Source organism: Haloarcula sp. MBLA0163, assembly GCF_055632435.1.
Genome location: NZ_CM145745.1, coordinates 951,869 through 968,828, shown reverse-complemented (window position 1 = coordinate 968,828; position 16,960 = coordinate 951,869). Strand labels below are relative to the sequence as shown.

At 69.6% G+C, this 16,960-nt stretch carries 18 protein-coding genes; 5 read left to right on the top strand and 13 right to left on the bottom strand.

Going from position 1 to position 16,960, the window contains the following annotated elements; translation table 11 throughout:
• Positions 1 to 152: 152 nt before the first annotated feature.
• From ACV7GQ_RS05125 to ACV7GQ_RS05115, 3 genes are read right to left on the bottom strand one after another with little or no spacing between them, the layout of a single operon-like run.
• Positions 153 to 1,040 carry a mechanosensitive ion channel family protein gene (locus ACV7GQ_RS05125; RefSeq protein WP_470313138.1) on the bottom strand — a complete coding sequence of 296 codons (888 nt, stop codon included), beginning with the start codon at positions 1,038 to 1,040 and terminating at the stop codon, positions 153 to 155.
• Positions 1,040 to 1,288, bottom strand: coding sequence for a YhbY family RNA-binding protein (locus ACV7GQ_RS05120; RefSeq protein ID WP_470312469.1), 249 nt, complete (start codon positions 1,286 to 1,288; stop codon positions 1,040 to 1,042). The genes ACV7GQ_RS05125 and ACV7GQ_RS05120 overlap by 1 nt, the downstream gene beginning before the upstream one ends.
• Positions 1,289 to 1,340: 52 nt before the next feature.
• A complete protein-coding gene (locus ACV7GQ_RS05115; RefSeq protein ID WP_470312468.1) occupies positions 1,341 to 1,628 on the bottom strand; it encodes a ribonuclease P protein component 4 in 288 nt (95 codons plus the stop codon).
• 89 nt (positions 1,629 to 1,717) lie between these two features.
• On the opposite strand from ACV7GQ_RS05115, the gene ACV7GQ_RS05110 reads away from it, so the two are divergent.
• Entirely contained in the window at positions 1,718 to 2,767 is a 1,050-nt protein-coding gene (locus tag ACV7GQ_RS05110) for a glycosyltransferase family 4 protein (RefSeq protein ID WP_470312467.1), read from the top strand.
• 9 nt (positions 2,768 to 2,776) lie between these two features.
• Here the strand turns inward: ACV7GQ_RS05110 and ACV7GQ_RS05105 are convergent, their stop codons facing one another.
• Positions 2,777 to 4,153, bottom strand: a complete 1,377-nt coding sequence (locus tag ACV7GQ_RS05105) for an MFS transporter (RefSeq protein ID WP_470312466.1) — start codon at positions 4,151 to 4,153, stop codon at positions 2,777 to 2,779.
• 48 nt (positions 4,154 to 4,201) lie between these two features.
• On the opposite strand from ACV7GQ_RS05105, the gene ACV7GQ_RS05100 reads away from it, so the two are divergent.
• Entirely contained in the window at positions 4,202 to 5,305 is a 1,104-nt protein-coding gene (locus ACV7GQ_RS05100; RefSeq protein WP_470312465.1) for a glycosyltransferase, read from the top strand.
• Position 5,306: 1 nt separating this feature from the next.
• Here ACV7GQ_RS05100 and ACV7GQ_RS05095 read toward each other — a convergent pair whose 3' ends face one another.
• The 4 genes from ACV7GQ_RS05095 to gatC form a co-directional block, all read right to left on the bottom strand.
• Positions 5,307 to 6,815 carry an FAD-binding domain-containing protein gene (locus ACV7GQ_RS05095; RefSeq protein WP_470312464.1) on the bottom strand — a complete coding sequence of 503 codons (1,509 nt, stop codon included), beginning with the start codon at positions 6,813 to 6,815 and terminating at the stop codon, positions 5,307 to 5,309.
• Positions 6,816 to 6,867: 52 nt separating this feature from the next.
• Positions 6,868 to 7,047, bottom strand: a complete 180-nt coding sequence (locus ACV7GQ_RS05090; protein WP_470312463.1) for a hypothetical protein — start codon at positions 7,045 to 7,047, stop codon at positions 6,868 to 6,870.
• 78 nt (positions 7,048 to 7,125) lie between these two features.
• Entirely contained in the window at positions 7,126 to 8,409 is a 1,284-nt protein-coding gene (gene gatA, locus ACV7GQ_RS05085; RefSeq protein ID WP_470312462.1) for an Asp-tRNA(Asn)/Glu-tRNA(Gln) amidotransferase subunit GatA, read from the bottom strand.
• Between the two features lies 1 nt (position 8,410).
• Positions 8,411 to 8,689 (bottom strand): Asp-tRNA(Asn)/Glu-tRNA(Gln) amidotransferase subunit GatC, encoded by a 279-nt coding sequence (gene gatC / locus ACV7GQ_RS05080; protein WP_470312461.1) that lies wholly within the window; start codon positions 8,687 to 8,689, stop codon positions 8,411 to 8,413.
• A gap of 223 nt (positions 8,690 to 8,912) precedes the next feature.
• Between gatC and ACV7GQ_RS05075 the strand changes: the two genes are divergently transcribed.
• The 3 genes from ACV7GQ_RS05075 to ACV7GQ_RS05065 are packed head-to-tail and all read left to right on the top strand — an operon-like array spanning position 8,913 to position 10,845.
• Positions 8,913 to 9,887 carry a transcription initiation factor IIB gene (locus ACV7GQ_RS05075; protein WP_470312460.1) on the top strand — a complete coding sequence of 325 codons (975 nt, stop codon included), beginning with the start codon at positions 8,913 to 8,915 and terminating at the stop codon, positions 9,885 to 9,887.
• A gap of 41 nt (positions 9,888 to 9,928) precedes the next feature.
• Positions 9,929 to 10,405 carry an NUDIX domain-containing protein gene (locus ACV7GQ_RS05070; RefSeq protein ID WP_470312459.1) on the top strand — a complete coding sequence of 159 codons (477 nt, stop codon included), beginning with the start codon at positions 9,929 to 9,931 and terminating at the stop codon, positions 10,403 to 10,405.
• Between the two features lie 29 nt (positions 10,406 to 10,434).
• Positions 10,435 to 10,845, top strand: coding sequence for a universal stress protein (locus ACV7GQ_RS05065; RefSeq protein WP_470312458.1), 411 nt, complete (start codon positions 10,435 to 10,437; stop codon positions 10,843 to 10,845).
• Here the strand turns inward: ACV7GQ_RS05065 and ACV7GQ_RS05060 are convergent, their stop codons facing one another.
• From ACV7GQ_RS05060 to ACV7GQ_RS05040, 5 genes are all read right to left on the bottom strand, one after another.
• Positions 10,846 to 11,937, bottom strand: a complete 1,092-nt coding sequence (locus ACV7GQ_RS05060; protein WP_470312457.1) for an asparagine synthase C-terminal domain-containing protein — start codon at positions 11,935 to 11,937, stop codon at positions 10,846 to 10,848.
• Complete coding sequence (locus ACV7GQ_RS05055) at positions 11,937 to 12,623, bottom strand: PHP domain-containing protein (protein WP_470312456.1); 687 nt, start codon at positions 12,621 to 12,623, stop codon at positions 11,937 to 11,939. Before ACV7GQ_RS05055 ends, ACV7GQ_RS05060 begins: the two co-directional genes overlap by 1 nt.
• 285 nt (positions 12,624 to 12,908) lie before the next feature.
• Positions 12,909 to 14,132 (bottom strand): TIGR04347 family pseudo-SAM/SPASM protein, encoded by a 1,224-nt coding sequence (locus tag ACV7GQ_RS05050; protein ID WP_470312455.1) that lies wholly within the window; start codon positions 14,130 to 14,132, stop codon positions 12,909 to 12,911.
• Positions 14,129 to 14,443, bottom strand: coding sequence for an Htur_1727 family rSAM-partnered candidate RiPP (locus ACV7GQ_RS05045; RefSeq protein WP_470312454.1), 315 nt, complete (start codon positions 14,441 to 14,443; stop codon positions 14,129 to 14,131). The genes ACV7GQ_RS05050 and ACV7GQ_RS05045 overlap by 4 nt, the downstream gene beginning before the upstream one ends.
• 188 nt (positions 14,444 to 14,631) lie before the next feature.
• On the bottom strand, positions 14,632 to 16,911 hold the full coding sequence (locus tag ACV7GQ_RS05040; RefSeq protein ID WP_470312453.1) for a nitric-oxide reductase large subunit: 2,280 nt from the start codon (positions 16,909 to 16,911) through the stop codon (positions 14,632 to 14,634).
• Positions 16,912 to 16,960: the final 49 nt, after the last annotated feature.

The window sequence follows — 16,960 nt, the reverse complement described above, 5'->3', positions numbered from 1 at the left end:
ATCCGGTATCACCGCCCGATAGCCGAGGCTCCGCGAACCGGTAATCCTGCGGGACCTGCCGACGGACAGCGTAGTCACGGCGCTCCCGAGGTCGGGCGGTCGGCACGGCCGTCGCTCGGCAGTGACGGCGAAGACAGAGAAACGAGGCGTCGTCAGTCGTCGGCCGGTTCGACGACGCCGTCCATGCCGGCGAGTTCGAGGCCGCCGCCGATGGTGCGGTTCGGGTACGGGATGTCGATGTCCTCATCGTCGAACCGTTCCTTGACCGACTGGACGTACTCGCCGCGGGTCTTCACGAAGTCCGAGCGACTGGGGTTGTCTATCCAGATGCGGGACTGGAGACCGACGGAGGAGTCGCCGAGTTCGACCAGCCGGACGGAGGGCGCCGGGTCCTCGAGGATGCCCTCGTGTCTCTCGGCCTCCTCGAGGATGATGTCGGTCGCCTTGTCGATGTCGTCGTCGTAGCCGATGCCGAAGACGAACTTCAGGCGGAGCTGCTCCTTCGCGACTGGGTTCTTGATGACGCCGTCGGTGAGTTCGGAGTTCGGGACCGTCAGCAGTTCGTTGTCGAACGTGCGCACGCGGGAGACGCGGAGGCTGATGTCCTCGACGACGCCGGCGTTGCCGTCCCACTCGATCCAGTCACCGATGCGGAACGGCTTGTCGGTGAAGATGAAGATGCCGGCGACGAAGTTCTTCAGCACGTCCTGCATCGCGAACCCGATGGCCAGCGTCGCGGCCGCGGCCACCGTCGCGAGGGACTGCAGGAAATCGCCGTAACCCGCCATGCCGAACGCGACGGCGATGCCCACGAACACGAGGACGATACTCGTCACCTTGTTCAGTGGTTTGCGAGCGTGCTCGTCGAGGTCGCGGCGCTTGAGCACCCGGTCGACGACCGGCACGACGAAGGCACGACCGAGCAGGTAGATGACGACGAAGACGAGCAAGAACGTCAGGGCCGACCCGATGGCGTCGGCCGCCGGCACGCCGATGCTATCGAGGAAGCGCGCGATAGGTGTGAGTCCCTGCTGGAGCATCATCGTTCGAACACCGCGGTGTGACCTCGCACCTGTGCGACCGACGCGTTCACCTGGTCGGCCATCTCGTCGGCGAGCGCTTCGGTCGTGGTGCCGCCGCGGGCCGACCGCAGGAACTTCACCTTCACGAATTGGTTGTCACTCAACTGCGTGTCGAGTTCGTCGACCACCGGTTCGATACCGTTCTTTCCGACGCGAAGTGTCGCGTCGAGTTCGTGGATTCGCTGCTCGCGAGACGTCTCGGGCATATGGAGGGACAAAGGGCGGCGATACGTTTAAAACCAACAGTCGTAAAGAAACTCAGTCGTAGGGGTAGCGAGCGTGTGACCCACACTCACAGGTGACGACGACGTGGCCGGACTGGGTCCGGACCCGCGCGTTCCGCCCCGGGACGAGGAACGTATCACAGGAGCGGCATATCGACCGCTCGAAGGCCCGCGGGAGACGGAGGCGGTGCCGCTCGGCGATGCGGCGCGCACGCCCGACGTACTCGCGGGCCCGGTCCTCGCGGCCCTCGCGGACGGCCTCGCGGGCCATCGACTGGAGGCGGTCGATGCGCTCGCGGGCGATGGTCGCCTCGTCTGTCATCACTCCTCTCTCGGCCGGCGCGTAAAAACGCCTTCCGGACTGCGAACGGAGTCGGTACAGTTTTGCTGGCGGCAACGGTCCGACCGTCCGTGCGCGTCCTGAACTACCTCGAACTCGCCGACCGCCTCGACCGGTCGGGCATCGGCACGTCCGTCGACCACCAGCGACAGGCGCTCGCCGACACCGACGTCGACGTCCTCACCACCCCGTGGACCGACGGCCACCCCGGGTGGGCGGTCGGTGGCAACGTCGCGTTCGACGACCCCGTCTTCCGTGAGTACGACGTGGCCCACTGCAACATGATCGGGCCGGGGTCCGTCGCCGTCGCCCGCCACGCCACGCGCAACGACATCCCGCTGGTCCTCCACGCCCACGTCACCCGCGAGGACTTCCGCGGGAGTTTCCGCGGGTCGAACCTCGTCGCGCCGGCGCTGGGCGAGTACCTCAAGTGGTTCTACTCGCAGGCGGATACGGTGCTCTGTCCCTCCGAGTACACGAAGGGGGTCCTCGAAGAGTACCCCGTCGACGCCCCCATCCGCCCCGTCACGAACGGCGTCGACACGGCCCCGCTCGAGGGGTTCGAGTCGTTCCGCGAGGAGTACCGGAACAGGTACGACCTCGAGGGGATGGTCGTCTTCGCCGTCGGGAGCGTCTTCGAGCGGAAGGGGCTGACGACGTTCTGTGAACTGGCCCAGCAGACCGACCACGACTTCGCGTGGTTCGGCACCTACGACGACGGTCCACACGGGTCCAGTGAGGTGCGGAAGTGGACCGCAGACCCGCCCGAGAACGTCACCTTCACCGGGTGGGTCGAGGACGTCCGCGGCGCCTACGGCGCGGGCGACGTGTTCCTGTTCCCCTCGAAGGTCGAGAACCAGGGCATCGTCGTGCTGGAGGCGATGGCCTGCGGGAAGGCCGTCGTCCTCTCGGACATCCCCGTCTTCCGCGAGTACTACGAGGACGGCCACGACTGTCTCATCTGTTCGGACGAGGCGGAGTTCCGCGAGGCGCTGGCGCGTCTGGAGGCCAACCCCGACCTCCGCGACCGACTCGGCGAGAACGCGAAGGCGACGGCCCGCGACCACGGCCTCGACCGGGTCGGCGAGCGACTGGTCGAGACGTACGAGGAACTGGTCTGAGCGGCCGCCTCAGTCCGCCGTCGGGGCGACGTTCGTCGTGGATTGTGGGTTGCGCCGCCAGAGGACCGCCACGAGGGCGGTACCGACGAGGACGAGCGCGCCGGCGGCACCGAACGCGACGGTGAACCCGTACCCAGCCAGCCAGCCGCCGAGGACGGAGCCGACGCCGCTGGCGAGGCCGGAGAGCGCGGTGTACAGGCCGAGTGCCTGTCCCCTGATGGCCGGTGGTGCCAGGCGCGTGACGATGCTGGCGGCGGTGACGGCCACGACGGCCCACGCCACGCCGATGCCGACGAAGACGACGCCGCTCGTCACGAGTCCGACCGCCGTCACCGGGAGCAGCGCGCCGACGACGGCCACGGCGGGGTGGAGCGCGGCGCGGGCCAGTAGCCCGCCGGTCTGTAGGCCGGTGGCGTCGTAGCGCTCGGCCAGCCGACCCGCGACGCCGTAACACAGCGCCGACCCGAGGCTCGAGACCAGGTACAGCGCGAAGATGACGCTGGACCCGTAGCCGAGCGTCCCCGCGAGGTACGACGGGAGCGGCCCCCAGAACACGCCGAACCCGGCGAAGACGGCGACGACGGCGGCGAAGTACAGCGAGAGGGCCGGCGTGAGACGGGCCGCGAGTTCCCGCGGGTGCATCGAGCGAGTGAGCCAGTAGACGCGGGCCGGGCCGACCGGGAACGTCGCACTCCGAACGGGGAGTCGCCGCGAGCGTGCGATGGCGCGGGCGATGCGACTGGGGCGTGGCCGGTCGAACCCCTGTTCCGGGTCGGCCGGCAGCCACTTCGCGCCCAGTACCGCCGAGACGATAGCGACGCCGGCACAGACCCACAACAGCGTCTGCTGGGCGACTTCCGTCCCGAGCGGTCCGGAGAGGGTGGCCGTCCACGCCAGCCCGAGGACGAGGCCACCGGCCCAGCCCCACCCCTGATAGCGGTTGAGCGTCGCGAACCGGCCGGGCCACTCGCGCTCGAGCGCGCCGACGGTGACGAGCAGTGTGAGGACGGGAGCGGCCGCGCCCGCCGCGAACCACAGGAGGCCGTTGCCGAGGATGACGACCCACTCGACGTCCGTGAGGGCGACGAGCAGTATCGACCCGCCGGCGAGACCGAGCGCTCCGAGGACGAGCGAGCGCCGTCTGCCGGTCCGGTCGGCGATGCGACCGAAGAGGAGCGCGCCGGGTGCGCCCGCCGCGGCGGCGACGCCGGCGAGGACGCCCAACAGGAGCGTGCTCCCGCCGATGGTGACGAAGTACAACGGGACGAGCAGCGATGCCGCCCCCAACGCGACCGACCCCAGTGCCCACGCGTACAGCCAGCGGTCCGAAGCCATTGGCAGATGCACTTGGCGGGGGCTCAAAAACGCACCGGCGGAGGCTCGCATCGCGGCCAATAGCAAGGGTTTACCCGCTGGTCTGTTTACGCCGCGTCGATGACACTGCCGCAGGTGGCCGCGTTCACCGACACGTACCTCCCGACGGTCAACGGGGTGACGTACACGGTCAAGACGTGGCGGGACCGCTGGCACGCCCGCGGCGGCCGGATGGACGTCGTCTACCCGAAGAGCGACCACGACCCCGAGCCCGGGGAGTTCCCCGTCCGGAGTCTCCCGTTCCCCTTCTACGAGGGGTTCCGTCTCGGCATGCCCCAGATCCCCGACGCGGTCGACGACGCCGACGTCGTCCACGCCCACACGCCGTTCAGTCTGGGGATGGCCGGCCAGCGGCTCGCGCGGAAGCTCGACGCGCCGCTGGTGGCCTCCTACCACACGCCGACCGGCGAGTACGCCGAGTACGTCTCCTCGAACACCACCGTCGAGGCGGCCGTCCAGTCCAGCGCCGAACACTACGAGCGGTGGTTTCTGGACCACGCCGCCGTCGTCGTCGCGCCGAGCGAACGCGCCGCCGCCCACATCCGGGAGACGGTCGGCGCCGACGCCCGCGTCGAGGTCATCTCGAACGGCGTCGACACCGAGTTCTTCGCGCCGCGCCCGGACAGCGACTTCCGGGCGCGCCACGACCTCCCCGACGGCCCCCTCGTGGGGTACACCGGGCGACACGGCCACGAGAAGTGCCTCGAGGACGTCCTCACGGCCTGCGACGGACTGGACGTGACCGTCGTCTTCGGCGGCGACGGGCCCGCCCGCGAGGAGCTCGAGGCGACGGCCGCCGAGGGCGACGTCGACGCCCGCTTTCTGGGCTTCCTCGACCGCGAGGAACTCCCGGAGCTGTACGGCGCGCTGGACGTCTTCGCGTTCCCGAGTCCCGTCGAGACGCAGGGGCTGGTCGCGCTGGAGGCCAACTGCTGTGGGACGCCGGTCGCCGGCGTCGACGCCGGCGCGCTCTCCGATACCATCGACGACGGGGAGACGGGGTACACCTACGACGAGGGCGACGTCGCGGGCTTCCGGCGGGCCATCGAGCGGACGCTGGACGAACGCGACCGACTCAGCGAGAACTGTCTGGGGCGCCGGGAGCAGGTCAGCGTCGACCACGCCGTCGACCGGCTGGCGACCGTCTACGACTCCATCCTGTAGCTCAGAAGTCCGAGAGGCTGGCCTGTCCCGACGCGTCGTCGTCGCCGTCGGTCCGGCGCCGACCCCGGTTCGAGAACGAACACCGACGGCGGACCCGCGGGTCCGAGAGCGCTTCTTCGGCCCGGTCGGCCAGCGAGGCGTACAGGTCCCGCGCACGCTCGGCCTCGTGGTCGTAGTCGACGACGGGGTACGGGTAGTCCTCGCCGACGTCGACGCCACACTCCCGCTGGACGTGGACCGGCGTCTGTTCGGGGCGCGCGAGGTGCTCGTCTGGGAGCGGTGCGAGTTCGGGGACGTACTCGCGGACGAACTCGCCGTCGGGGTCGTACTCCCGGACCTGCTTGGCCGGGTCGTACACCCGCACCGGGTGGACGCCGGTGAGGTTGCACTGAGACTGCCACTGCGTGTAGTTGATGGCGGGGTCGGCGTCGACGAGGTGGTAGTACATGAAGTCCGCCCCCCGCTTCCACCACTGCTTCAGGACGTAGACGTAGAAGGTCGCCACCAGCGCCCGCCAGCGGAAGTTGACGTAGCCCGTCTCGGTCAGCGCCCGCATCGCGGCGTCGACGGCCGAAAACCCCGTCCGGCCCTCGCGCCACGCCCGGTCCAGTTCCGGGTCGTGGCGGTCCCGGAACAGCCCCCGGAAGACGGGATTGACCGCTCGGTCGGTCCAGCCGGGCCAGTCGGCGAGCTTCTGGTGGTAGTGGCGGTTCCAGTACAGCCGCGAGGTGTACATCGACCGCCCCCGCGAGGACGGGGCCGCCTGTACCCGCTGGTACACCTCGCGGTGGGAGAGCGCGCCGAACTTCAGGTACGGCGAGAGCCGCGAAGAGCGCGCCTCGGCGGCGGCCGGCGGCGAGACGACGCTCGGGTACTCCCCGAGTCGGTCGACGAACGCCGAGAGCCGCTCGTTCCCGGCGACGGTGCCGCCCTCCGGCACGCTCGACTTCGACGGCGACACGTCGTAGCGGGCCTCGACGTCCGCGACGGTCACGTCGCCGTCAAGCGGGTTCGGCCCGAGTGACTCGGGCCGCGGACGCTGGTCGCCCTCGAAGTACGCCTCGCAGTGGTCGTCCCAGTCCTCGCGGGTGTCGGCGGCGACGGTCCCGTCCGGGGCCCGCGCGTCGGGTCGGCGGAGGCCGTCGTCCGCGAAGACGGTGACGCCCTCGCGGTCCAACAGCGCCCGGTCGCGGTCCAGCCCCCGTCTGGCGGTCACGTCACGGTTGACGTACACCTCGTAGCCCTCGGCGAGCAGGTCGGCCACCCGTTCTCGGGGGTCGCCGTGCAACAGGGCGAGGTCACTCCCGAGCGACCGGTACTGCTCGCGGAGGTCCGCGAGACACTCGTGGAGAAAGCGCAGGCGGGCGTCGCAGGCCAGTCCGCCGGGGCCGTAGTACTCGGGGTCGACGACGAACACCGGCGCGACCCGGTCGGCGTCGGCCGCGGCCGCCAGCGCGGCGTTGTCGACCGTTCGGAGGTCCGCTCGGTGCCAGACGACGACGTCGCTCACGGTTCGGGTTGGTCGCTGTCGGACAAAAGCGTGGCACCTGATTACCGGGGTATCACCGCGAGCGGGACCACCCGATGCCGAAGGCGAGCCCGTTCACGACGCCCAACAGCATCCCGAACGCGAAGTCCTCCAGCACCAGTGCGAGGATGAGGCCGACGCCGACCCCGACGGCGACGCCCTTCGCCATCGTCGGCCAGTGGATCCACGCCAGTCGTCCGTCGTCGTCGCTCATACCCGACCGTAGAGACGGAGTGACAAAAGCGTCCCTCTCCGGGCGGCGAGCCGCCGACCCGGACGCACGCCCGCGTCGTTACGCCAGCGCGCTGCCGGCCCGGATGATGGTCCGCTCGCCGAAGGCCGGCCCGACGAGTTGCAGGCCGACGGGGAGGCCGTCCTCGGTCTCGCCGGCGGGCACCGAGATTGCCGGGAGGTTCGCGAGGTTCACGGGGGTCGTGTTGGCGTCGGCCAGGTACATCGTCAGCGGGTCGTCGAGGCTCTCGCCGCGCTTCATCGGCGGGACCGGCATCGTCGGCGACGCCAGCACGTCGGCCTCCGAGAGCGCCTCGTCGAAGTCCTGCTTGACCCACGCGCGGGCGTCCTGGGCCTTCTTGTAGTACTTGTCGTGGTAGCCCGCCGAGAGGGCGTAGGTGCCCAGCAGGACGCGGCGCTTGACCTCCTCGCCGAAGCCCTCCTCGCGCGAATTGGCGAACGACTCGTTCCAGTTGCCCTCGTAGCCGCCCGACTGGCCGTAGCGGACGCCGTCGAAGCGGGCGAGGTTCGAGGAGGCCTCCGACATCGCGATGACGTAGTACGCCTCGACGGCGTGCTCGACGCTCGGGAGGTCGACCTCGTGGTAGCTCGCGCCCTGGGATTCGAGGTCGGCCATGGCGTCCCAGAACGTCTCGACGACCTGCTCGTCGGCGCCGTCGAGCAGTTCCGTCGGGACGCCGATAGAGAGGCCGTCGACGTCGCCGTCGGCGGCGTCGGCGAACGCGTAGTCCGCGACCTGTTCGCTGGCGTCTCGCGTCGTCCCGTCGCGCTCGTCCGGGCCGGCGATGACCTCCAGCAGCTCCGCGGCCTCCTCGACGGACGGCGCGATGGGGCCTATCTGTTCGAGGCTGTTGGCGTAGGCGACGAGGCCGTACCGGGAGACCAGGCCGTAGGTGGGCTTGATGCCGACGACGCCACAGAAGGCGGCCGGACAGCGGATGGACCCGCCCGTGTCGCTCCCCAGCGCCATGTCGGCGTCACCCGCCGCGACGACGGCCGCGGAGCCACCGGAGGAACCACCCGGGACCCGCCCGTCGGCGGCGGGGTTCTCCACGGGACCGTAGGCCGAGGTCTCGGTGGTCGTCCCCATCCCGAACTCGTCCATGTTGGTCTTCCCGGGGATGGTCGCACCGGCCTCCTTCAGGCGCTCGACGACCGTCGCGTCGTAGGGCGGGACGTACCCCTCCAGCATCGCGGACCCACAGGTGGTCTGGACGCCCTCGGTGGAGATGTTGTCCTTGACCGCGACGGTGCGACCGGCGAGGGGGCCGTCGTCGGCGCCCTCGATGGTCTCGGTGGCGATGTAGCCGTTGTAGTCGGTCATCTCACGACACCTTCGGCCCTTTGAACTGCCCGGCCTCGGACTCGGGGGCGTTCCGGAGCGCTTCCTCCTGGCTCAGGCTCTCGCGGACCTCGTCGGGGCGCATGACGTTCGCGAGGTCGGCCTCGCGGTCGGTCTCCGGCACCTCGTCCAGCGCCTCGAAGGCGGCCAGAATCTCGCCGAACTGCTCGGTGAACCGCTCGACCTCGTCGTCGTCGAGGTCGATACGGGCGAGGTCGGCGATGTGACGCACCTCGCTCGGGTCGACAGCGTTGTCGCTCATGTCCGGCCGGAGTATCGGGCCGGCGGTAAGCGTTTCGAAACAGGGGTCCAAACTGTTGGGGGCTGTTCTCGATAGAGGAGTATTTCGGCAAGAACTGCCAACTGTGTTTTTCGAAAAGGAAACGATAGCTTTGCGATTTGGGAAAGGTTTTAAGTTGCTCCGGCCACAACAAAAGGGTACAAGAGACGTTTTTCGGGTACCCAGACCCGTCAGTTCGCAACCAATGACCGATACCACCATCCGCCGATACACGAATGAAAACGAAACCGACGTGGAGGAGACGACAGAGGGGACAGACGAGGAGCTCGTCTGTCCCGAGTGTGGTGGCTCACTGCTCTCCGACAGCGAGCGCGGCGAGACCGTCTGTGAGGACTGTGGGCTGGTCGTCGAGGAGGACGAGATAGACCCCGGCCCCGAGTGGCGAGCGTTCGACTCGAAGGAGAAAGACGAGAAGTCCCGCGTGGGAGCCCCGACGACGAACATGATGCACGACAAGGGGCTGTCGACGAACATCGGCTGGCAGGACAAGGACGCCTACGGCAACTCCCTGTCCTCGCGCCAGCGCGAGAAGATGCAGCGGCTCCGGACGTGGAACGAGCGGTTCCGCACCCGCGACTCCAAGGAGCGCAACCTCAAGCAGGCGCTGGGCGAGATAGACCGCATGGCCTCCGCGCTCGGCCTCCCCGAGAACGTCCGCGAGACGGCGAGCGTCATCTACCGCCGCGCGCTGGACGAGGACCTGCTTCCGGGGCGCTCCATCGAGGGCGTCTCGACGGCGTCGCTGTACGCCGCCGCCCGACAGGCCGGCACGCCCCGGTCGCTCGACGAGATAGCCAACGTCTCGCGGGTCGGCAAAGACGAGATCGCACGCACCTACCGCTACGTCGTCCGGGAGCTCAGCCTCGAGATCCAGCCCGCCGACCCCGAGAGTTACGTCCCCCGGTTCGCCTCGGACCTCGACCTCTCCGAGGAGGTCGAGCGCCGTGCCCGCCAGCTGCTGAAGAACGCCAAGGAGGAGGGCGTCCACTCCGGGAAGTCGCCCGTCGGGCTGGCCGCCGCCGCCGTCTACGCGGCCTCGCTGCTGACCAACGAGAAGGTCACCCAGAGCGAGGTCAGCGAGGTCGCGAACATCTCCGAGGTCACCATCAGGAACCGCTACCACGAACTGCTGGAAGCGGAAGACAGCGTCCACCCCTGAACTTCGTAACGTAGAGGGGGTTCTGTTCCCTCCGCCGTCGTATGGAGACGACCCGTCACTTCGTCGCGACCGTCTACGCCGTCAGCGAGGGGTGTGTCGCCCTGCACGAACACGACAAGCTCGACATGTGGCTGCCCGCGGGCGGCCACGTCGACCGGGACGAACTGCCCCACGAGGCCGCGCTCCGGGAGACCCGCGAGGAACTGGGCATGACCGTCGACCTCGTCGCCCCACAGGAGGACATCGAGAGCGAGACGGTCCGCTCGATTCCGCAGCCACAGCACTTCCTGCTGGAGGACATCGACGTCCACGAGAGCGGCGAGGTGGGCCACCAGCACGTCGACTTCATCTTCTACGGCGAGGCCCCGTCCCGCGACATCGACCCCGGGCCCGGCGAGCAACCGGCCGCCGACTGGACGTGGTTCTCGGCCGCGGACCTCGCCGACCGGCGCGACGAGATTCCGGCCGACGTCGTGGAGATAGGGACCCGAGCCATCGAGGCGGTAAGCGGTCGATAACTATTCCGCAGAGTCGCGTCTCGGGGGGCATGTATCAGGTGTTACTCCCCGTTGACGCGAGCGAGGCGCGGGCGACGGCACAGGTGGCCGCGACGACCGCGCTGCCGTACGCCGACGAGGAGGTGGAGGCCATCGTCTTACACGTCTTCGACGACGAGACGATGGCCGAGAAGACCACCGTCGAGCAGACGCCGGCCGGCAAGGCCATGGTGGAGGCACTGCGCGAGGCGAGCGTCAGCGTCGAGACACTGACCACATACGGTGACGCGGAGGAACGCATCGTGGCCGCCGCCGAGGACCACGACGTGGACATGATAATCCTCGGGGGCCGGAAGCGCTCGCCGCTCGGCGCGCTCGTCTTCGGGAGCGTGAGTCAGGCGGTCATCCTGGACTCCGAGCGCCCCGTCGCCGTCACCGGGAGTGGCGCGACGCGGGAGTGATCACTCGACCAGCGACTCGACGTACCGGGTGACGTGGTCGTCCATCCGGCGCTTGTAGCCGGCCTGTCGGGCCAGTCGGTCGAGTTCCCGGGCGGCCAGCGACCCGTACTGGGCGGCCTTCTTGTCCCGCATGGCGACGGCCTCGGGCAGGGACCCGAGCGCCGCCTGCCGGAGCGCCCACTTGCGCGTCTCGCCGTCGACGAGCAGCTCGTCGTCCAGCTGCAGGGCCGCCGCCACCACGCGGTCGTGGAGCAGCGGCGTCACCGGTTCGACGCCCGCGGCCCGGAGCGTCAGGATGTCGCGGGGTAGCTGGTCGGGGAGCGTCGCGAGGACTTCGCGCTGGGCACCGCGGACGGTGTCGGCCTCGACGCGGGGGTCCTCGGGCGCTTTCGCCACCTTGGCGTAGCCGCCGAACAGCTCGTCGGCCCCCTGTCCGAGCGCGAGGCGGTCGAACCCGTCGGCCGCGACGCGCTCGGCGGTCAGGTACAGCGGGAGCCCTATCTGGACGGCCATCGCGTTCGTCCGCCCAGTAGCGGCGACGATGTCGGGGACCACGCGCTCGATGGCGTCGTGGGTCAACTCGACCACGCGCACCTCGCGGTCCAGCAGGTCGGCCGCCGACCGGGCCGCCTCGACGTCGTGGCTGTCGGGGAACCCGGCGACGTACAGCGGCGCGTCCAGTCGGGCGGCGAGCAACGCGGAGTCGACGCCACCGGAGAACGCGACCGCGAGGCCGTCCGCGTCCACGGCGTCGACGCTCGTCTCGACGGCGTCCCGCACGGCCGCGACGGCCGTCGCTCGGTCCGAGACGGGGGCCGGGTCCGGCAGCGACCACACCGCGCGCGTCCCGTCGGCGTCGCGGACGTGGCCCGCCGGGAACGGCTCTGGGTCGTCGAGGTCGGTGGGGTCGGCACTCCAGTCGGCGTCCGTGACCGGCCACTCGGAGGCCCCGCGCTCGACGAACAGGGGGTACCGCCCGAGGACGTCCCGGACGAGCGCCCCGTCGAGTCGCCCCGCGAAGCCGGCCGTGCCCGGGAGCGGGTCACCGGACTCGACGGCGGCGCGGACGGTCGCCTCGTCTGCGCCCGCCATCAGTCCAGGAAGCTCCCGAGCCGGCTCTTCACGCGGCGCTTCGCGCCCCCGGCGGCCTGCCGGAAGCTGATGCGCCACGGCGTTCGCTCGCCCTCGACGGTCGTCCGCCCCTCCTCGATAGCGTCGAGGATGGCGTCGACGGACCGCTCGTCGGTGTCGACCTTCGTGACCGCCTGCCCGACCATCTCGGCGATGTGGGCGTCGCTCCCGGCGGTCATCGGCAGGCCCCGCCGTCGGGCGAACCGCTCTGCCTGCCGGTTCGACCGCCCGGTCAGCAGCCGGGAGTTGTACACCTCGATGGCGTCGGCCGTCGCGAGCTCGTCCTTCGAGATGTGTTCGAGGACGCCGTGACGGGACTCCTGGAACGGGTGCGGGACGACGGCGAGGCCCCCCTGGTCGCGGATGCGGTCGAGCGTCTCGGCGAAGGACAGGCCCGCCGGAATCGGCGACTCGATGCCCAGCGCGAGGACGTGGCCCGCCGCGCACGTGACCTCCATCCCCGGAATGCCCACGAGGCCGTAGTCGGGCGCGAGTTCGGCGGCCGCCAGACTCGCGTCGAGTTCGTCGTGGTCGGTGACCGCCAGCGCGTCCAGTCCGACGGCCTCCGCCTGCGCCAGCAGTAGCTCGACCGGGTCGCGCCCGTCGTGGGACAGCGCCGAGTGCGTGTGAAGCTCGACCGACAGCACGGACGGTCATAGAGGTGGCCCGGGCAAAAGCGCCCCGGTACACCGGCCGTACTGTCACTGAAAGAGAACGCGAGCAGTGACCGCCCGTGCCCAGCGGGCGGTCGGTAGCCCGAACGAACCGTACTGCTCACTCCCACGAGACTGGAGTCACTGACACGATACGTCGCGACCGTGGTACGACGGCCGCACGTGGACGTACTGCGTGAAGCCGAATCAGGCCGTGGCCTCAGCACAGGGGGGTTTGATGTGGCCCGCCGAATCGACGAGGCGGCGCCCTGACGGCGCTCAGTCCGCCGGACTCGTCGCGTCGCCGCCGGCGAACGGCTCCGGACCGCGGACCTCCTCGTCGTCGAGGTAACACTGTGGGTCCGGCGCGAACAGGTCGTCCTCGACGGTGAGCGCCCGGAGCCGGGAGCCGCCGCGACAGACGTCCGAGTAGCGGCAGTCGGCACACTTCCCGGTGAGGCGGTCCTCGCGCTCCCTGAGCGCCCGGAGGAGCGGGTTCGACTCGTCCTCCCAGATGTCGCCGAACGGCCGGTCGCGGACGTTGCCCAGCGAGTACCCCTGCCAGAACTGCGTGAGGTGGACGTTGCCCTGGTAGTCGACGTCGGCGACGCGTTCGCCGGTCGGGTCGCCCCCGTTGACCCGGAGGTACTCGTAGACCCGGCGGGCCTGCGCGTCGCCCATGTGCTCGCGGGCGTACTCGACGAGGTAGGCCGCGTCGGCGTAGTTCCCCACGAGCAGCGTCTCTATCTCCTCGCCCCGGTCGTGGTACTCGCGGGTCATGTCACACACCCGCTTTACGGCCTCGCGGCGTTCGACGGGCGTGAGGTCGGCGTCGACGATCTCGGTGCCGCGCCCGCCGTAGTCCAGGTGGTAGAAGCAGAAGCGGTCGACGCCCACGTCGGTCAACAGGTCGACGACCCCCTCCAGGTCGGGCGCGTTGCGCTCCGTGATGGTGTAGCGGAGGCCGGTCTTCAGGCCCGCGTCCAGACAGTTCTGGATGCCCTGGACGGCGCCGTCGAACGCTCCCTCCATCCCGCGGAAGTCGTCGTTGCGCTCCGGGAGGCCGTCGACGGAGACGCCGGCGTACTTCAGCCCCGCCGCTTTCAGCGACTCGGCGCGTTCCTCGGTGATGAGGGTGCCGTTGGTCGAGAGCACCGGACGGACGCCCACGTCGTTCGCGTAGGCGACGAGCTCCTCGAGGTCCTGACGGACGAGCGGTTCGCCGCCGGAGAACAGAATCACCGGCGCGCCGTAGTCCGCGAGGTCGTCGAGCAGGGCCTTCCCCTCAGCCGTCGTCAGCTCGCCGTCTGCGATGTCGGTGTCGGCGGCGGCGTAGCAGTGGTCGCAGTAGAGGTTGCACTGCTTGGTGACGTTCCAGACGACGACCGGGCGGCGCTGTTTCTCGTCGCGTATCTGGGACTTCGTGGACTCCTCGGCGGCGTCGTAGCGCAGGCCGTCCCCCTCGGCGTCGAGGTCGGTCAGCAGTTTCGAGACGGATATCACTCGCGCTCACCTCGCAGGGTCTCGGCGTGCATCGCCTGTTCGTCCATCGTCGCGTCGGCCGCGTCCGACGCGGGGTCAAGCGCCAGCGACTCGTCCTGGACGCGGACCGTCTCGTCGGCCGGGCAGAGCCAGAGGGCCTCGGCGGCGTGGGCGAACAGTCGGGTCGCCTGCTCGCGGGCGATGTCGGGCGACGGTGCGCTGACGCTGCCGACGTGAGTCAGCGGGTCCGACGACGCCTCGCGACAGAACACTTCCCACTCACGGCTGGTCGCGCCGCGCGGGGCGTCCACCTCGTGGTCGAGTTCTCCCATACGCGTCACTTGTCTGCCCCACAAAAAACGGGTGTACCGTGTTCTCATGCGATGGGAACCCGGACGAACCCGTCCGGGTTCGATACAGTCGCATGCAGTTTATCGGGGGCGGCCGTAAGGCGGCTCGCGCTCTCGCGTCGGTCGCCGCCGTTCGTCGAGACGCAGCGAAGCGAATACCGCGACGGTCCTCAGTCGTCGGAGACGACCGGGTCCGAGACCGGTTCGTCGTCGCCGGCCAACACCGACCGGAGGGAGAACCGCTTCCGGAGCACGTCGGCCGTGAAGATGGTCGTCCCGAGGATGATGAGCGTGTCACCGGGCATCCGCGCCCAGAACAGCAGTTCCACGAGCGGCCGCTCGTAGAAGGCGACGCTCCGGGCGGCGGCGTACCCCTCGGTGAACGCCACCTCCAGCTGGAGGAAGCCGACCGGGGTGACAGAGCCCAGCACCATCACCGCGAGGCCGACGTTCCAGCACCAGAAGGCGGCGCGGAGCCACGAGCCGTCCCAGTCGCTCGGGTCGACGGTGATGCGGAGCATGTAGCTGGCCATCCCCAGCGCGAGGAAGCCGAAGGCGCCGAACATCGCCGCGTGGGCGTGGGCGACGGTGAGGTAGGTGCCGTGTTCGTAGTAGTTGATGAGCGGCAGGTTGATGAAGAACCCGAGCACGCCCGCCCCGACGAAGTTCCAGACGCCGGAGGCGACGATGAACATGAACGGGATGGTGTACGGGAAGCTCTCGCCCCCGGTGGCCATCGCGCGGTACTCGTTGATGGCCTCGTAGAGGATGAACACCAGCGGGACCAGTTCCAGCGTGGAGAACGCGCTCCCGATGGGCACCCACAGGTCCGGCATGCCGATCCACCAGTAGTGGTGGGAGACGCCGATGACGCCGGTCCCCATCACCAGCAGCGCCTCGAACATCACGGCCTTGGCCGCGCTCTGGCGCTTCAGGAGGTTCATCGACACCAGCGTGATGCCGACGATGGCGACGATGAAGAACTCGAAGGCGCCCTCGACCCACATGTGGACGACCCACCAGCGCCAGAACTCCGTGACGGCCATGTTGGTCTCCGGGGTGTACAGCAGGCCGGCGGTGAACAGCAGGGCGATAGAGCCCCCGGCGTAGAGGATGAGGTGGGAGAGGCCGTACTTCGGTTCGTCGTCCAGCAGCGGCTTGAAGCCGCGGTAGGCCAGCCCGGCCCAGATGAGGAAGCCGGCGAGGAGGCCGAGCTGCCAGACGCGGCCGACCTCGAGGTACTCCAGCCCCTCGTTGCCGAGCCACCACCAGAGGTCGCCCTCGAAGAAGCCCTGCATACCGAGCCAGATGCCGACGAGGCCGCCGACGACGACGACCACGAGCGCGCCCAGCAGGACGTTGACGAGGGTGCCCTGTCGCTTCGGTTCGTGGCCGGTCAACAGCGGCGGGAGGAACAGGCCGGCGCCCAGCCACAGCGTCGCTATCCAGAGGATACCCATGTCGATGTGCCACGTCTTCGCGATGGCGAAGGGGAGCCACTGGAGGACGTTCACCCCGACGAGCTCGCCCAGCCCGAAGAACGAGGCGCGCTCGACGTAGAAGTGCGCGAGCAGACCGCCGAGCAACACCTGCCCGAGGAACAACCCGGCGGCGATGGGGATGAACCGCGTGGCCGCCCGCTGGCCGGGGAACAGCGCCACCTCGTCGGGCGCGGGGACGTCGATGCCCTCGACCTCGGGTTCGGGCAGGTCGATGCTGCGGTAGAGCCACACCGCCGCGCCCGCACCGGCGACGAGCAACACCATGGCGACGACGCTCCAGGTCATCGCCGCGGCGGTGGCGTCGTTGCCCGCGCCGGGTGCGTAGGGCCACTCGTTCGTGTAGGAGTGGTCACCCGCCGGCCGGTCGGCGTGGGAGTACCACGCTGTCCAGAGCGCGAAGTCGGCGAAGTCGCGCGCGGCGTCCTCGCTGGCGATCATGTCCTCGGGGACGCCGCGCTCGTGGCTCCCCTCGTGGTAGCGCTCGACGTACTCCTCACGGATCTGCTCGTGGGCGTACACCTCGGCGGCGGAGTACTCCACCACGTCGCCGGCCGCCTGCCGGTCGAGGCGCTGCTCGACGCGCGTCTCGATGGCGGCCTGTCGCTCCGCCGAGAGCGCGTCGAAGTCATTCCCGTACTCCTGCCGGGCGTGGTACTGGCGCATGTACTGGACCTTCAGGTCCAGCGTGTCGGCGGTGTAGTCGACGCCGTAGTACGCGCCGTTGCCCAGTATCGACCCGTGGTTCATCAGGCCGTCCTTCTGGAAGGTCTCTTTCCCGTGCTGTACGTCCTCGCTGGTCGCGATGGTCTCGCCGTCGGGACCGACGATGCGGTCGGGGATGGGCGGCGCCTTCTCGTAGGCGAGCGCGGCGCCCGCGCCCATCACCACGAGGTTGACGACGAACGCGGCGACGAGCAGCTTCGCGAGCGTCTGTCGTGATACTTCCATACAGGCGACGGTTCTCCGGCCTCGGGTTTGTAGGCAACCCCAGTTCTCG

What these genes read in the sequence shown, in the direction of transcription:
- ACV7GQ_RS05125 (WP_470313138.1), bottom strand. Translation starts at nt 1,040, where the DNA reads ATGCTCCAGCAGGGACTCACACCTATCGCGCGCTTCCTCGATAGCATC.
- ACV7GQ_RS05120 (WP_470312469.1), bottom strand. Translation starts at nt 1,288, where the DNA reads ATGCCCGAGACGTCTCGCGAGCAGCGAATCCACGAACTCGACGCGACA.
- ACV7GQ_RS05115 (WP_470312468.1), bottom strand. Translation starts at nt 1,628, where the DNA reads ATGACAGACGAGGCGACCATCGCCCGCGAGCGCATCGACCGCCTCCAG.
- ACV7GQ_RS05105 (WP_470312466.1), bottom strand. Translation starts at nt 4,153, where the DNA reads ATGCGAGCCTCCGCCGGTGCGTTTTTGAGCCCCCGCCAAGTGCATCTG.
- ACV7GQ_RS05100 (WP_470312465.1), top strand. Translation starts at nt 4,202, where the DNA reads ATGACACTGCCGCAGGTGGCCGCGTTCACCGACACGTACCTCCCGACG.
- ACV7GQ_RS05090 (WP_470312463.1), bottom strand. Translation starts at nt 7,047, where the DNA reads ATGAGCGACGACGACGGACGACTGGCGTGGATCCACTGGCCGACGATG.
- gatA (WP_470312462.1), bottom strand. Translation starts at nt 8,409, where the DNA reads ATGACCGACTACAACGGCTACATCGCCACCGAGACCATCGAGGGCGCC.
- gatC (WP_470312461.1), bottom strand. Translation starts at nt 8,689, where the DNA reads ATGAGCGACAACGCTGTCGACCCGAGCGAGGTGCGTCACATCGCCGAC.
- ACV7GQ_RS05075 (WP_470312460.1), top strand. Translation starts at nt 8,913, where the DNA reads ATGACCGATACCACCATCCGCCGATACACGAATGAAAACGAAACCGAC.
- ACV7GQ_RS05070 (WP_470312459.1), top strand. Translation starts at nt 9,929, where the DNA reads ATGGAGACGACCCGTCACTTCGTCGCGACCGTCTACGCCGTCAGCGAG.
- ACV7GQ_RS05065 (WP_470312458.1), top strand. Translation starts at nt 10,435, where the DNA reads ATGTATCAGGTGTTACTCCCCGTTGACGCGAGCGAGGCGCGGGCGACG.
- ACV7GQ_RS05060 (WP_470312457.1), bottom strand. Translation starts at nt 11,937, where the DNA reads ATGGCGGGCGCAGACGAGGCGACCGTCCGCGCCGCCGTCGAGTCCGGT.
- ACV7GQ_RS05045 (WP_470312454.1), bottom strand. Translation starts at nt 14,443, where the DNA reads ATGGGAGAACTCGACCACGAGGTGGACGCCCCGCGCGGCGCGACCAGC.
- ACV7GQ_RS05040 (WP_470312453.1), bottom strand. Translation starts at nt 16,911, where the DNA reads ATGGAAGTATCACGACAGACGCTCGCGAAGCTGCTCGTCGCCGCGTTC.